Source organism: Streptomyces sp. NPDC001594 (assembly GCF_042893675.1).
GTDB lineage: Bacteria > Actinomycetota > Actinomycetes > Streptomycetales > Streptomycetaceae > Streptomyces.
In genome coordinates this window covers 57,982-72,915 of the sequence record NZ_JBIAVB010000021.1, presented here as the reverse complement: position 1 = coordinate 72,915, position 14,934 = coordinate 57,982, and the positions used below count along the sequence as shown (strand labels likewise).

10 protein-coding genes are annotated in these 14,934 nt (G+C 71.8%); 8 read left to right on the top strand and 2 right to left on the bottom strand.

Annotated elements, in window-relative coordinates; translation table 11 throughout:
* The first annotated feature begins 38 nt into the window (after positions 1-38).
* The 7 genes from ACFY0O_RS32890 to ACFY0O_RS32860 all read left to right on the top strand — a co-directional run bounded on the left by ACFY0O_RS32890 (position 39) and on the right by ACFY0O_RS32860 (position 12,161).
* On the top strand, positions 39-6,197 hold the full coding sequence (locus ACFY0O_RS32890) for an amino acid adenylation domain-containing protein (protein WP_388953601.1): 6,159 nt from the start codon (positions 39-41) through the stop codon (positions 6,195-6,197).
* A gap of 20 nt (positions 6,198-6,217) precedes the next feature.
* The gene (locus ACFY0O_RS32885; RefSeq protein ID WP_388953598.1) at positions 6,218-6,637 is read left to right on the top strand and encodes a RidA family protein; all 420 of its coding nucleotides are present in this window, start codon (positions 6,218-6,220) and stop codon (positions 6,635-6,637) included.
* Positions 6,634-7,509, top strand: coding sequence for an alpha/beta fold hydrolase (locus tag ACFY0O_RS32880; RefSeq protein WP_388953595.1), 876 nt, complete (start codon positions 6,634-6,636; stop codon positions 7,507-7,509). The genes ACFY0O_RS32885 and ACFY0O_RS32880 overlap by 4 nt, the downstream gene beginning before the upstream one ends.
* A complete protein-coding gene (locus ACFY0O_RS32875; protein ID WP_388953591.1) occupies positions 7,506-8,765 on the top strand; it encodes an MFS transporter in 1,260 nt (419 codons plus the stop codon). The genes ACFY0O_RS32880 and ACFY0O_RS32875 overlap by 4 nt, the downstream gene beginning before the upstream one ends.
* Entirely contained in the window at positions 8,762-10,636 is a 1,875-nt protein-coding gene (locus ACFY0O_RS32870) for a non-ribosomal peptide synthetase (protein WP_388953588.1), read from the top strand. Before ACFY0O_RS32875 ends, ACFY0O_RS32870 begins: the two co-directional genes overlap by 4 nt.
* Before the next feature lie 128 nt (positions 10,637-10,764).
* Positions 10,765-11,469, top strand: a complete 705-nt coding sequence (gntA, locus tag ACFY0O_RS32865) for a guanitoxin biosynthesis heme-dependent pre-guanitoxin N-hydroxylase GntA (RefSeq protein ID WP_388953585.1) — start codon at positions 10,765-10,767, stop codon at positions 11,467-11,469.
* A complete protein-coding gene (locus ACFY0O_RS32860) occupies positions 11,466-12,161 on the top strand; it encodes an MOSC domain-containing protein (protein ID WP_388953582.1) in 696 nt (231 codons plus the stop codon). The genes gntA and ACFY0O_RS32860 overlap by 4 nt, the downstream gene beginning before the upstream one ends.
* Positions 12,162-12,855: 694 nt before the next feature.
* Here ACFY0O_RS32860 and ACFY0O_RS32855 read toward each other — a convergent pair.
* Positions 12,856-13,764, bottom strand: a complete 909-nt coding sequence (locus ACFY0O_RS32855) for a hypothetical protein (RefSeq protein ID WP_388953580.1) — start codon at positions 13,762-13,764, stop codon at positions 12,856-12,858.
* A 143-nt stretch (positions 13,765-13,907) separates the two neighbouring features.
* Here ACFY0O_RS32855 and ACFY0O_RS32850 point away from each other — a divergent pair, with 143 nt between their 5' ends.
* Complete coding sequence (locus ACFY0O_RS32850; protein ID WP_388953577.1) at positions 13,908-14,063, top strand: hypothetical protein; 156 nt, start codon at positions 13,908-13,910, stop codon at positions 14,061-14,063.
* Positions 14,064-14,116: 53 nt separating this feature from the next.
* On the opposite strand, the gene ACFY0O_RS32845 is transcribed toward ACFY0O_RS32850, so the two are convergent.
* A complete protein-coding gene (locus ACFY0O_RS32845) occupies positions 14,117-14,332 on the bottom strand; it encodes a hypothetical protein (RefSeq protein ID WP_388953575.1) in 216 nt (71 codons plus the stop codon).
* Positions 14,333-14,934 lie beyond the last annotated feature (602 nt).

The window sequence follows — 14,934 nt, the reverse complement described above, 5'->3', positions numbered from 1 at the left end:
AGTGCGGTATGGCCGGGGAACCGGACACAGGCGCAAGCATGCTCTCGTACACCCAGGAAAGCCTCTGGCTCTTTCACGAGCTCGCCGGCTCCGACGAGCCCGCGTACAACGAGTCGGTGGCCTTCGAGACGTCCGGCGACCTCGATCCGGGCGCGTTCCGCCGCGCGATCCGCGCCACCGTCCTGCGGCACGACGCCCTGCGCACGTCGTTCCACGAGACCCCCGGCGGACCGCGGGCCCGGGTCCACCACGCCGACGGGGACGTCCTCGCGGACACCACGACCGTGATCGACCTGCGGGAGCCGGCCGCCGCCGAGGCCCGGTCCCGGGCGGACGAGGTGCTCGCCGAACACCACCGGCGGCCGTTCGACCTCGGCTCGGCGCCCCTGCTGCGGGCGGTCGTGGTGGCGCTGCCGGGTGGCACCTGGCGGCTCGGCCTGACGGCTCATCACATCGTCGTCGACGACTGGAGCATCCGCCTGGTCCTCGAGGAGATCGCGGAGAACTACCGGGTCCTGGTGGCCACCGGGCACCTGCCCCAACGGCCCGTCTCCGGCGCGGTGTTCCGCGCCCTCGTCGCGGAGAGCCGGTCGGCGGCCGCCGGCGAGAGGCAGTCGGCCGCGGTCGAGCGCTGGCGCCGGTCGCTGGCCGACGCGCCGGACCTGCTCGGCATGCCGCTGGACCGCCCACGACCCGCGGCGCAGACCTTCCGCGGCGACAGCATGACCGTCCGCGTGCCCGGCGCGGACGTCGAACCTCTGCTGAAGGAGTGCGCCCGCGCCTGCCGCAGCACCGCCTTCCCGGTGTTCCTCGCCGCGTACTCGCTGCTGCTGCACCGCTACACCCGGCAGGAAGGCTTCGCCATCGGCACCACGGTGCTGAACAGGCCGGACCCCGAGGACCTGGAGCAGGTCGGCTGCTACGTCAACACCCTGCCCCTGTTCGTGCCGGTGGACCCGGACGACACCTTCCGCACCCTGCTCGTCCACGCCCAGACGGCCGCCGAGCGACTGCTGGACGACGGAGACGCGCCCCTTGCGAAGGTCTTCGAGGCGCTCGGGGTCCAGCGGGCCCGGAACCACAATCCGGTCTTCCAGACCATGCTCACGCTGCTCGACGGCCGTCCCACTCTCGACCTCGGACCCGGACTGACCTGTGCGTACCACCCCGTACGCCGGACCGCCGCCAAGTTCGACCTGATGCTGTACGTCAACCGGGACGACGACGCGTACGAGTTCGAGCTCGAGTTCAACACGGACCTGTTCACCCGGGACACGGCGGAGCGGATCCTGCGCAACTACCTCCGCCTGCTGGTCTCGCTGGCCGACACCGGCGTCGACGCACCGGTGGGCACCCCGTCGATGACCCGCGACGAGGAACGCGACCTGATCCTCGGCGACTGGAACGAGACCCGCGTCGCCCATCCGGAGGGCACCGTCGCCGACGTCATCGAGGAGCGGGTCCGGCGGCAACCCAACAGCCTGGCCGTCGAGTTCGAGGGCGAGTCGTACACGTACGACGAGCTGAACCGGCGGGCCAACCAGGTGGCGAACCGCATCCGCGGCACCCTCGGCGCGCCCGGGGACGGCCCCTTCGTCGGGGTGTTCATGGAGCGCTCCGCGGAGATGGTGGTCGCGCTGCTCGCGATCGTCAAGGCGGGGTTCGCGTACGTGCCCATCGACCCCGAATACCCCGCGGCCCGGATCGAGTTCATGATCCAGGACGCCGGCGTCCCGCTGATCCTCACCCAGGAGCGCCACCGCGCGGCGCTCGGCGACGCCGCCCGGGTCCTCGTCCTGCCGGACGCGTCCCTGGACCAGGAGGACGACACCGATCCCGTCCGGGACCTCGGCCCCGGCTCACCCGTGTACATGATCTACACCTCCGGGTCCACGGGGCAGCCCAAGGGGGTGATCAACCGCCATGACGCACTGGCCAACCGGCTCCACTGGATGCAGTCGGCCTTCCCGCTGGCCGGCGGCACCGGGGCGGACCGGGTGCTGCAGAAGACCCCGTACAGCTTCGACGTCTCGGTGTGGGAGTTCTTCTGGCCGCTGATGACCGGGGCCGCCATCGTCGTGGCCCGGCCCGGCGGGCACCGCGACCCCGACTACCTCAAGGACGTCATCCGGTCCCGGGGCGTGACGACCGTGCACTTCGTCCCCTCGATGCTGAACGTGTTCCTGGAGGCGGAGGAACTCGCCCGGTACTGCGGTCGGCTCAAGCGGGTCGTCTGCAGCGGCGAGGCACTCCCCCGCAAGACCATCGAGGTGTTCGCCGCCACGCTCCCCTCCTGCGAACTGCACAACCTCTACGGCCCCACCGAGGCCGCGATCGACGTCTCGCACTGGCCCTGCCGGACCGACTACCCGGGAGAGCTCGTCCCCATCGGCAAGCCCATCGACAACGTACGGCTCTACGTCCTGGACCGGGACCTGCGCCTCCAGCCGGTCGGCGTACCGGGCGAGCTGTGCATCGGCGGCGTCGCCGTGGCGACCGGGTACCACCGGCGCGACGAACTCAACGCGAGGGTGTTCCTCCCCGACCCCTACGGCACAGCTCCGGGAGCCCGCCTCTACCGCACCGGCGACCTGGCCCGGTTCCTGCCCGATGGACAGATCCAGTACCTGGGGCGCATCGACAACCAGGTCAAGCTGCGCGGCCTGCGTGTCGAGCCGGACGAGATCGCCGCGGTCATGCGCGACCTGCCCGCCGTCCAGGACGCGGCCGTACTGGTGGACACGTCGGGCCCCGCGCAGGCGCTGGCCGCCTACGTCGTGAGCTCCGCGTTCGACCCGGAGGACCTGCGAGCCCGGCTGCGCGGGCTGCTGCCCGAGTTCCTCGTGCCGCAGTACCTCATCGAGGTCCCGCGGCTGCCCACCACGCCCAACGGCAAGCTGGACCGGCGTGCGCTGCCGTCACCGACGGCCGACGCGGCACCCGCCGACCGGGCCGGCCGACCGCTCGCCACCACCGCCGAACAGGAAGTGGCCCGAGCCTGGACGGAGGTCCTCGGACTGCGGGAACCGGTCAGCGCGGCCGCCAACTTCTTCGCCCTCGGCGGGGACTCGATCACGGCCTTACGCGTCAGTTCCCGGCTGCGCGCGGCAGGCTACGACACCAGCCCGCGCGAGGTGTTCGCCCATACGACGATCGCGGAGCTCGCCGCCTCGCTCACCCGCCAGGACCCGGCGTCGTCCGGACCGGCGGTCACCGAGGCGTTCGGGCTGCTGTCGGAGGACGACAAGCGGGCGCTCCCGGCGGTGGCGGAAGACGCCTGGCCGCTGACGAAGCTCCAGTCGGGCATGATCTACCACTCGCTGCTCGACGAGACATCACCCGTGTACCACGACATCTTCGACTACGAGTTCACCGGCGTGGCCGATCCGGCCGAACTGGCCCGTGCCGTACGGGAGACCGTGGCACACCACCCCCAACTGCGGTCCTGGTTCGACCTGGAGCGCTACGACGAACCGCTTCAGCTCGTGCTCCGCCCGGACGCGGCCGGCGCCATGCCCTCCTTGGCGATCGTGGATCTCACCGGGCTGCCCGCCAAGGCCCAGGACAGGGCGGTCGAGGAGTGGATCGAGGCCGAGAAGCGCCGCCCGCTGGACCTCGGCCGGCCGCCCCTGCGCTTCCGCGTCCACACGCGGGGCGAGGGCCGGTTCAACCTCGCCCTCTCGTTCCACCACCTGATCCTGGACGGGTGGAGCGTGGCCCTCGTCGTCGAGGAGATCCGGCGCCGCTGCGCCGGGCTCCCGGCCGGCCTGGCGGCCGGGGCCGGCCCGGATCCCGGCTACGGCACCTACGTGGCGCTGGAGCGCGAGAGCGCGCGGCGTACGGCGGACCGGGACGCCTGGCGCGGGCTGCTCGACGGCTTCTCCGCCACGCTGCTGGCCGGCCACCTCGGAGACGCGGCGTCGCCGCCGACGGAGGCGGCGGTGCTGGAGCGGGCCGTTCCCGCCCAGCTGGAGGAGCGGCTGCGCCTGCGCGCCGCGGCCCTCGGTCTGCCGCTCAAGTCGCTGTACCTGGCGGCGCACTGCGCCGCTCTGGCGGACCTGACCGGCCGGTCGCGCGTGATCACCGGGCTGGTCGGCAACGGCCGTCCGGAGGTGCCCGGCGGCAGCGAGATGGTCGGCCTGTTCCTGAACACCCTTCCGCTGCCCGTCGAGGTGGGCGAGCCGGACGACGCGGGGCTGCCGGCCTCGGTCTTCGAGCGCGAGCGGACACTCGTCCCGCTCCAGCGGTTCCCCCTCGCCGACATCGAGCGGCAGCACGGGGGCGCGCTGTTCGACGTGGTTTTCAACTACACCGACTTCCACTCCTACGCGCCGGCCGGTGACACGGCCCCCGGCCCTCGCGAGGCGGTGTCGATCGAGAGCGCCCGGTACTTCGAGCTCACCAGCTTCCCGATGACCGTCCATGTGCACCGCGACCGCTTCGCCGGTGAGACGCAGCTCGCCGTGGACCACGACCGGGCGCGGGTCAAGGCCTCGACGGCTGAGCAGTACTCGAGCGAGTTCTTCGCCGCCCTGGAACGGTACGCGGGGCGGGAACCGGCCGACGGCTCCGCGGTCGACGCGGAGCGGGCCGTCGCCGCGATCATCGCGAAGGTGGTCGGCAGCGAGACGGTCGGGGTGGAGGACAACTACCTCGAGGCGGGGGTGGACTCGATCAGCTCCATCCGCATCCTCGCCAAGCTGCGCCGGAACCACCCCGGTGCCGCACTGCGCGACGTCATGGAGGCACGCACGGTACGGGCCCTCGTCCGCAGGCTGGCGGCGCGGGCGCCGGGGCCCGAGACCACGGGGTCGGCGGGCAGCACCGGGGACGCCCCGAGCGCATCGCTCGACGGGCTTCCGCCGGGCGTCGTCGACGCCTATCCGCTCACCGCCACCCAGCTCCGGATGATCAGGGCGACGCGGCGGGACCCCGCGCAGTCCGCCTACCATGACGTCTTCGCCTACTCCGTGGCGCTGCCCCTGGACGCCGGCCTGCTGCGGGCCGGGCTGCGGCGGATGACCGCGTCCTGCGAGACGCTGCGGGCCGCCGTCGACCTGGCGGCGCCCGTTCCCCGGCAGCTCGTATACGCCTCGGTCGAACCGGACCTCACCGTGGTGGACGCCGTGGACGCCCCCTCGGCGCCGGACGAGTGGTTCGAGAGGGAACGCGGTTCGCACTTCGTCTGGGAGCGGCCCGGACTCATACGGTTCGCGGCACACCGCACGGCGCCGGACCGCTTCGTGCTCTCGATGAGCTTCCACCACGCGGTCGTCGACGGCTGGAGCCTTTCCCTGCTCGTCCGGGACCTTCTCCTGGCGTACGCCTCGGAGGCCGGCGGAGCGGCCGGCGGCGCCGGCCCCCTCCGGTCCGGCGGCACGGCCGGCTCCTTCCGCTCCTACGCCCTGGCCGAGGCGGCAGCCCGCTCCTCCGCCGAGTCGCGCGCGTTCTGGCGCGACGTCCTGGCGGGCCACCCGGGAGCACGGCTGCCCCGCCACCCGTCCGACGGCGGCTCCCGCTGGGCCGAGGCGACCGTCGTCGTGCCGGCCGACCGGGAGGCCCGGCTGCGCGAGGTCGCGCGCTCAACGGGCCATCCGCTCAAGTACCTGCTGCTGGCGGCGCACTTGAAGGTGCTGGCCCTGGTCACGGGTGAGCCGGACGTCCTGACAGGGGTGTTCACCCACGGCCGCCCCGAGACCGACGACGCGCAGGACCTGGTCGGGATGTTCCTCAACTTCCAGCCGCACCGGGTCCGGATCGGCGACCAGAGTTGGCCGGAGCTCATCGACCAGGTGTTCGCGTTCGAGATGCGCGCGCTCGCCCACCGCCGCTGCGCCGCGAGCGGCGACAGCCCGGACGACTGGCCCCGCTACTCCGCCCTGTTCAACTACACGGACTTCCCCGCGTACGCGGACGCCCACGGCGGTGGGCACCTCACCGGTGTCCGGTGGTTCGAGCACACGGACGCGCCGTTCCTCGCGACCGTGGGCCGCGACCCGGACGACGCCGCACTGGAGATCACCCTCAACGCCGACGGCAGGCTCCTCCCGCAGAGCGTGGTCGACGAGCTGGGGCGCCTGTACGAGGCGGTCCTGACGCAGATCGCCGAGGACCCCGGCGGCTTCGTCCGCGACACTACCGACCGGATCAAGACATGTGTGGACGGCGTCGGCGCACGCCGCTGGCCGTCCGTCTGAAAGGGAACGGAAAGAGACCCGTGAACAGCTTCCGAAACCCCCAGGGGATCGCGGCGCCGCTCGCCGCGTACTCGCACCAGGCCGAGATCACCGGCTCGGTCCGGTGGCTCGTGATCTCAGGCCAGATCGGCATGACCCCCAGCGGGGAACTGCCCGACGACCCGGTCGAGCAGCTCGGCGTCGCGCTGGACAACGTCACGGCCAATCTCGAGGCGGCGGGCATGCGCCACGAGGACCTGGTCAAACTGACGTTCTACTTCGCGGGCGAGGTCGACGTGCAGCGCCGGCGTCGGCGGATGGGTGAGTGGCTGGGCGACCTGCGCCCGTGCATGACCGTCATGACGGTGGCCGCACTGGCCACACCCGCGCTGCGCGTCGAGGTCGAGGCGCTCGCGTGCACCGAGGACACCACGGCGACACAGAGGAGTGAGCAGCGGTGATAGCCCAGAACGCCCTGGAAGGCGTCCGCACCTTCGAGCAGCCGGACGGCTACGTCACGCACTACCGGCGGTGGGGCTCCGAGACCGCTGCCGACCTCGTGGTGATGCTCCACGGGGGCATGAGCCACTCGGGCTGGCAGGAGCCGCTCGGCGCCCGGCTGACCGGACTCGGCGACGACGTCGCCTTCCTCGCCGTCGACCTGCGCGGCTCGGGGCTCAACGCCGTGCGCGGACACATCCCGGACGGCGACCTGGCCGTCCGGGACATCGCGCTGCTGCTGGGCGCCCTCAAGGAGGCCCGCCCCGCGACCCGCGTCCACCTGGCCGGCTGGTGCTTCGGCGCCCAGGTCGCGACGGTCGTCGCGGCCGGGCTCGCCGACCGCGAGGTGCTCGCGAGCCTGCTCATGGTCTGCCCCGGCTTCTTCTTCAACGACCGCTACGCCGACGTGCTGGACCGCTCGATCGACGCCGCCCTGGAGGTCGTCGAGGAGCTCGGCATCACCGTCGAGGCGACGCGCCCCTTCATCAGGGTGCCGCTGCGCCCGTCCGACTTCACCGACCGGACGGAGTGGCTGGCGGCCATCGAGGACGACAAGCTGAAGCTCTCCCACGTGACGGCCGCCACGATCGACGCCTGGGAGGCCATCGCCGTCAAGTCCGAGACGGAGTACGGGCGCATCGGACGGCTGCCGGTGCGGGCGGTGTTCGGCACCCGGGACAAGCTGGTCGACAACGACCGCGTCCGCGACTTCCTGCGCGGCCACCCCGATCTGGAGACACGCGAACTCGACGCCGGTCACGCCGTCCACTTCGAGGAGACCGAGGCACTCACGCGCCTGGTCGCGGACTTCTTGGCCGAGCTGAAGCGATGAGCACGGGAGTCGCGCGCTACCGCACCGTACTGGCGATCCCGGGGGCGTGGGGATTCTTCCTGCCCGGCACGCTCGCCAGGCTGCCGCTGGGCATGACCGGCATCAGCATCCTGCTGTTCGTCTCGGCGACACGGGGCGACTACGGCACGGCGGGTGCCCTGTCGGCCGTCTCCGCGGTCGGGTACGCGGTGGCCGCGCCGCAACTGGCGCGGGTGGCCGACCGGGTGGGGCAGCACAAGGTACTGCTCTCCTGCGCGGTGCTGTGCGCGGTGAGCGGCGGCGCGTTCGTCGTGAGCACACTCGGCGAAGGGACGCCGCTGTGGGTCCTGTGCGTCACGGCGGCGCTGACGGGCGCGGCGACTCCCGCCTTCGGCTCGATGGTGCGGGCACGCTGGAGCGGCCTGCTGGAGGGCTCGTCCCTGAGGGGGACGGCCTTCGCGCTGGAGTCCCTGGTCGATGAGGTCGTCTTCATCGTCGGCCCGGTCATCGCCACTTCACTCGCCGTCGGGGTGAGCCCGGCCGCGGGCCTCGTCAGCGCGCTGGTCCTCGTGTGCGGTGGCAGTGTCCTGCTCGCGCTCAGCCGGCGCACGGAGCCGCGACGCAAGCCCGGTCCCAGGACCGGCGGAAGCGCGCTGTTCCTGGGGCCGGTGGCTCTCGTGGCGGCACTGAACCTGTGTTTCGGCGCCATGTGGGGCTCGATCGACATCGCCACCGTCGCGTTCTCCGACGCGAAGCAGCAGCCTTTCATGACGGGCGTCCTGCTGGGGGTCTACGCGATCGGCAGCTCGGTGGCGGGTGTGGCCTACGGCGCGCGGGAGTGGTCGGCTCCGCTGCCGCGGATCCTGTGGGTCTCGACGCTGATCATGGCGGTGGGGATCCTGCCGATGGTCGTGGTCGACAACTTCGCCGGGGCCGGCGTCGTGCTTCTGCTGGCCGGGTCGAGCTCCTGCCCGGCCATGATCGTCGCCATGATGCTGGTCGTGGACGGTGTGCCCGCCTCACACCGCACGGAGGCGCTGGCCTGGCAGTCCACGGCCCTCTGGCTCGGGGTGTCCGTCGGGTCCTCGGTGAGCGGCCACGTCGCCGACTCCCGCGGCGCGCCGGCCGCCTACGCCTTCGCGGCCCTCTGCGGGGGCGTCGGCTTCCTGGTCGCCCTGTCCGGCGGCCGTCGGCTGCGGCTCGTGCACGCCGAGCCGGCGGACGCCTCGGCCGCTGATGACCGTCCGAACCTTCCCACCGAGTCAGGTAGCCGATGACCTCCATCAGCCTCACCCGTTCCGCTGCCCCCACCACCGCCTCCCCGCGGGTGGCCGACCGGATCGCCGCGACGGCCGGGCACCCGGACGCGGCGGTCCGCGAGCGCGTCGCCCTGCGGACCGCCGACGCGGCAGTGACCTACGCCGAGTTGGCGGAGCACGCGCGTAAGGCCGCCGCCGAACTGTCGTCGCTCGGAGTGGGCGCCGGCGACGTCGTCGGTCTGCGCCTGCCCTCCGGCCCCGGGGCCGTCGTCGCCATGCTGGCGTGCTGGCACCTCGGCGCCGCCTTCCTGCCCATGGACGCCGCGGCCCCCGACGCCTACCGGGACCGGCTGCTGAGCCGTTCGGGAGCCCGGGCCGTGGTCGACGCCGAAGGCCCCCGAGCACTGGCGGACACGGCTTCCCCCGCACGTCCGACGGTCGGCCCCTCCGGGGACCGGGCGGCCTACGTCATCTACACCTCGGGATCGACCGGCACCCCCAAGGGCGTGCTCGTCGGCCATGACAGCTTCGCCGAGCACACCACCGGCATCGGGGACCTCTTGGAACTGCGCGACACCGACACCGTGCTCCAGTTCGCCGGGCTCGGCTTCGACGTCGCGCAGGAGGAGATCTGGCCGACGCTCGCCGTCGGTGGCACGGTGGCCTTCCTGGACACGCCGGACCGTGCCCTGAGCCCGGCGGACCTCGCCCACCGGGTGCGGGATCTGGGCGTGTCGGTGCTGCAGCTTCCGACCGCCTACTGGCGCCTGGTCTGCGCCCAGATGCGGGGGAGGGACGGCGCCGGCCTCTCCTTCGACGGCGTGCGCACCGTCGTGATCGGCGGCGAGGCGGCGGTCACGAAGGACGTCCGCGTGCACCGGGACGGTCCGCTGGGCCACTGCACGCTGGTCAACGGCTACGGGCCGACCGAGACGGTGGTGACCTGCACGGCGTTCGTCCTGCGGGCGGACGAGCCGGTCCCGGCGACGACCGGCCTACCCATCGGCGGCCCGGTGGGCGAGCGCCGGCTCCACGTTCTCGACGCCGATCGGCGTCCCGCCGAGGACGGCCGCCCCGGCGAGCTGTGGGTCGGCGGGAACCCGCTCGCCCTCGGGTACCTCGGTGACCCGGTGCGCACGGCCGAGCGTTTCCGTCCCGACCCGTTCGCCGTGGTGGCCGGCGCGCGGATGTACCGCACCGGAGACCTGGTCGTGCGCCACGCGGACGGCGCCCTGGAGTTCCTCGGCCGTCTGGACAATCAGGTCAAGGTCCGTGGCCATCGGATCGAGCTCGACGATGTGGAAAGGCACTTGACGGCCACGGCGGGGGTCACCGCGGCCGCTGCCGTGGCCATCGACGACGAGACCGGGACCGGCGGGCGCATCCTGGCCGCCGCGCTCTCGGTGACCGCGGGCGGCCCGACGGCCGAGCAGATCCGCAAGGACCTGCGCGGACGCCTGCCCTCGCACCTGGTCCCCGGCCTCATACGGGTCCACCACGCGCTTCCGCTGACCGGCTCCGGCAAGATCGACCGCCGGGCGGTGGCGGCGGTACTCGCGCGGGAGTACGCGGTGTCCGCGCCGGCGGCCACCGCATCGGGACCCTGTGCGCCCAGGGATGACGCGGCCGCGCCCGCCGTGACTCCGGCGGGCGATGCCGGCCCGGCCGAGCAGGCCGAGGAACTCACCCTGCTCGTCGACCTGGTACGCGCCCAGCTCCGCGCCCCCGCCTTCGGTCCCGACGACGACTTTCTGGCGCACGGCGGAGACTCGCTCGCAGCCCTCCGGGTGAGCGGCGCGATGCGCAAACGCGGGTGGCACCTTCGGCCGTCGGACCTCCTGACGGCGCACGACGCGCGCTCCGCGGCGGCCCGTGTCGTGCGGGGCTGAGGGGTCGCGGTGCCGAAGCGACGAGCAGCGGGCGCACGAACCCCTCAGCGGAGCAGCACACGACAGCACCGCAAAGTACCGCACAGCACAGCACAGCACCCTGGCCGATACACCGAGGGAGAGGTCCGATGACAACCGTGTCCGTCCATGACCAGTTGGCGGCCTGGATAGACAGCGAGGAGTTCTCCTGCCTCGGGGCCAAGTCGGCTCTGCGCCGCGGGAGCCTGCGCCAGGCCCACGTGGGCGTCATGGGCACCGGGAGTGCGACGGCGGCGCTCCACGACGCCCTCACCGAGTTCGTCTCACGCGACCTCAGCCCCGAGCAGAACTTCGCCACCGTCGTCGCGGTCTTCGAGGGACCGCTGCGGCTCACGGAGCCGGACTTCCACGCAGTGCTGTGGCAGCAGCTGACCGATCTGCACGCCTTGGACGCCGAACGCGGCTTCACCTGGGCGGAAGGAGCAGATCCGGATCCGGCCTCCCCGAGGTTCGGTTTCAGCGTGGCCGGACACCCCTTCTTCATCGTGGGCCTGCACGAGAACGCGTCGCGCATCACGCGCCGCTTCCCGTTCCCCGCGATGGCGTTCAACTCGCACCACCAGTTCAAGCGCCTGGTGGACAACGACGTCTACCAGGGCCTGCAGCGCCGCATCCGTGAGCGCGACACGCGCCTGCAGGGTTCCATCAACCCGAACCTGGCCGAGTTCGGTGAGGCGTCCGAGGCGCGCCAGTACTCCGGGATGCGGACGTCCGCGCAATGGCGCTGCCCGTTCGCCCCCGAGACCCGCTCCCCCGCGGGGGCTCAGCCGGTCACGCGGCGGCCCGAAGCGTGAGCGGTGCGCACGGCTCCGTGCTCAGCGTCAACGTCGGCCGGCCCCGCGCGGTGACCTACACGGACGCCCCGGGCGGCGCGACCGGAATCGACAAGCGGCCGGTCGACGGGCCGGTCCGGGTGGTCCCCGCTGGGCCCCCCGGCCTCGCGGGTGGCGGAGTCAGCGGTGACACGGTTTGCGACCTGCGCTTCCACGGCGGCGCCGACCGGGCCGTGTACGCCTTCGCCCGGGAGGACCTGGACGACTGGCAGCGGGATCTGGACCGGGTCCTGGGCAACGGTTCCTTCGGCGAGAACCTGACGGTCCTGGGCATGGACCTCCGCCGCGCGCTGATCGGAGAACGGTGGCGGGTCGGCCCCGCCACCGTCCTGGAGGTGACCGGCGGACGCATCCCGTGCCGCACCTTCGCCGGCTGGCTCGGTGAGAGGGGCTGGGTGCGCCGTTTCACTCGGGCGGCGTCCCCGGGCGCCATGCTCCGCGTCATCGAGGCAGGCGAGGTCCGCGCGGGCGACCGCATCGTCGTCGTCCACCGCCCGGACCACGGTGTCACCGTCTCCCGCCTGTTCCGCGCGGTGACCACGGAACGGGCGATGCTGCCGGACGTACTGGTCGCGGCCCCCTGGATGGAGCGCGAGCAACGGGAGATCGCCCAGCAGTACACCGCCAAGTACACGGCCGACACGGACCGGTGACCCGCTGCTGTTGCCGGCCGCCCGGCGTGGCTGTGACCACCATGGCTCCGGACGCACGAAAGGCCGCCCTCTCATGGATGAGAGAACGACCTCCGACCTGCGAAAAGCAGAGTCGGGACGACAGGATTTGAACCTGCGACCCCTTGACCCCCAGATCGTTAGGCAGGGGGACCAATCGGGACATGAACGGCCGTTCGAGGGCGTATTGCGTTCGCAGGTAGGCACTGCGTGGACCCATGTCCATGGACGCTGGTCCCCAACTGGTCCCCAAGGTCCCTCAACAATCGCCGCGCGGGCGGGCGGCCCAACCGACCTCCAGAAGATCATCGAGACGCCGTGGCCTCGATGACCACTCGATCGAAAGATGCGTGTCATGCACACTGGTCCCCAGCACTGGTCCCCAAGCTGAGGGATTTCGCACGGCAACATCCTGCGCAGTTGGCCGCCTGCGCGAGGGCGACGGTCCGTGTGGTCCGCAAGCAAGTGAGCCCCGGAGCTCTCGGAACCAGCAGACGTCGATCTGGCTGGTCACCGGCGGCAGGTCCCTCGACGCCCTGACTGCAGGCGGAGTCCCCGCCATCGCGAGAGTCGAAGCGCCCCTTCTGACGGACGCGCTCGTCCTCGCGGCTGCGGCGGCCACCTCGTGGGCCTCTCCCGTCCGCGGCCTGGCCGTCATGTCTACGCACAGCGATGATCAGAACGGGACACGCCCGACCTGCGTCCCGGTGGCCACCTGGGCGATGATGCCCAGCATGCCTGCAAGGGTGCCTGTGTACGCGTGGACCTGTTCTCGGGCTCGCGCCTCCATGCTTTCGGGGGCTACGAAGAAGCCGGGGGTAGTACCTGCGGGGTGCTGCTGGCTCCGAGCCGCCTCGTATTGCGCCCAGTCGATCCGATGCACCCTGCGCGCTTCGAGGAAATCCTCTTCGCGGACCTCCTCGGCGCCGAGCCGTGCCGTCAGCCGCTGAGCGGCCACCTTGAGCACGATGGAATCGGTCACCGTCAAGGGCATGTCCGGTCGGCCGATGCCGCGCTCCAGCAGGGGCACTCTGGCAGTACGCCATGGCGAGCACAGAGCCGTGAGCGCCGAGTGCAGTTTCTCCCAGTCCGGTTTACGGGTCCGCTCCCCCTCCTCGATGAGCAGTTGGACGGTGCGGCGCTGCCGGTACGTGGCGGAGGGGTGGGCGAACTGGTCCACGATGCGGCGGGCGTTCTCCTGCCGCCGGGCCCTGTTCGTCTTGCCAGTGGTCTGCGCGTACGTGCGAAGCGCTCTGCGCGCCTGCCCCACAGGGACGACGGTGTCATCGGTGAGCCAGACAAACAGCACCACCGGAATCAAGGTGTGGTGGGGAATCCGCTTGAGCGGGGACCGCTTGCGGGCTTGTAGCAGTTCGCTGAACAGCCGGCGCTGCACCGCGGGGAACACGCCGGGGTCTCGACCGTGCTGCGTGGATTTGTGGAACTCGGGTGCGGCCAGAAGGCCGACCTCCACCCAGTCAGTGATCATCCTGGCGGAGACCTGCTCGACACCAAGGGCTTCCGCATCGCGCACGAGATCGTCCGCTGTGCCCGGCTCCCACTCCTTGACGTGCGTTTCTTCCACGTTCTGGAAGTTACACCGAGACGGGGGCCGTTCCCGGGCTGGCTCTGTCTTTGCCCCGGCAAGGTGATGTGCGTCAGACAGGAGCCCTTGCGCAGCTGGCCGGACGGTACCGAGCGCAACGGCAAGACGCCTTGGAGGATTCCATGACTCGACGCAAGCGGCACCGCGCACACCCCCGTCCGGCTCGAGCCGGACGGCGGCAGGAAGGCAACCTGGTGGACAGGGTGCTGGGCGCGTTCGTGACCGGTGTGGTGGCAGTGATCGTCAAGGAAGCAGCCAACCTTCTTCACCGCGACTGAGGGAGCCGACAGGGCTGGACGCCGCGCCGGCTAACTGGTTGGCCGAAGCGGCCTCACCCTTCTGCTTTGCTGGCCGAGCCGGCCGATGCCGCGCCGAGGAAGATCAACGCAGCCAACAGGACCATCGCGGTCTGGTGGCGCAGGGGAAGCGACTCCCACAGATCGTGCGCGATGGTGTTCCGGACGTTCGGCCCCGCAGCCGGTTCGACGAGCAGCAGCAGGAAGCTCCTCGCCCATGCACTTCCGGCCAGATCCAGCCTATCGGCCAAGGAGCGCAGGAGCCCCCCAAGCAGGCCGGCGCCGCCGGTGGATTCACCCTTGGCCAGGTGGATCGGCGGCCCGCTATTTGACAGGCTGCCAGAGACGTGGGCCCTGCTGCCATGGGAGACCCTCAGGGCGCCACAGCAGGTCGCCCAATCTGGGCCGTGAGATCGCGGCCTGGCGCGAGCGACGCACAGCTGGGGAGAGCTAATGGCTCAGCCGACGGCAGCCGTGGTCGCGGTATCCGCGATGGCAGTGGTCCGGGCACTGGAACTGGCAGGCAACCGCCTGATGGCCCGGAACGGCCGGGGTGACCGAGGTGCTCTGCAGCGCATGGCCCCCTGGGACCGACACTCGTTCTTCCGCGTGACTACGGTTGGCCGGAGCGGGTTCGTGGCGAGGCGGGACACGATCATCACGCCCCGCTCCCGAGTGCCCTGGGGAGACCACGGGAGGTCAGGATGGGCGCACCGGCCCGGGCCTGAATGATCGGGGGGCGTCGGGGGTCAGGCTGCGCCAGCCGCCCCCGCGCGTCCTGTCCGGAGTCTCGCCCTCCACGATCGGCAGGCCGGTCGGCCGGCGAGGCACCCAGGCCCGATGCACGATGCCA

What these genes read in the sequence shown, in the direction of transcription:
- ACFY0O_RS32890 (WP_388953601.1), top strand. Translation starts at nt 39, where the DNA reads ATGCTCTCGTACACCCAGGAAAGCCTCTGGCTCTTTCACGAGCTCGCC.
- ACFY0O_RS32875 (WP_388953591.1), top strand. Translation starts at nt 7,506, where the DNA reads ATGAGCACGGGAGTCGCGCGCTACCGCACCGTACTGGCGATCCCGGGG.
- ACFY0O_RS32870 (WP_388953588.1), top strand. Translation starts at nt 8,762, where the DNA reads ATGACCTCCATCAGCCTCACCCGTTCCGCTGCCCCCACCACCGCCTCC.
- gntA (WP_388953585.1), top strand. Translation starts at nt 10,765, where the DNA reads ATGACAACCGTGTCCGTCCATGACCAGTTGGCGGCCTGGATAGACAGC.
- ACFY0O_RS32850 (WP_388953577.1), top strand. Translation starts at nt 13,908, where the DNA reads ATGACTCGACGCAAGCGGCACCGCGCACACCCCCGTCCGGCTCGAGCC.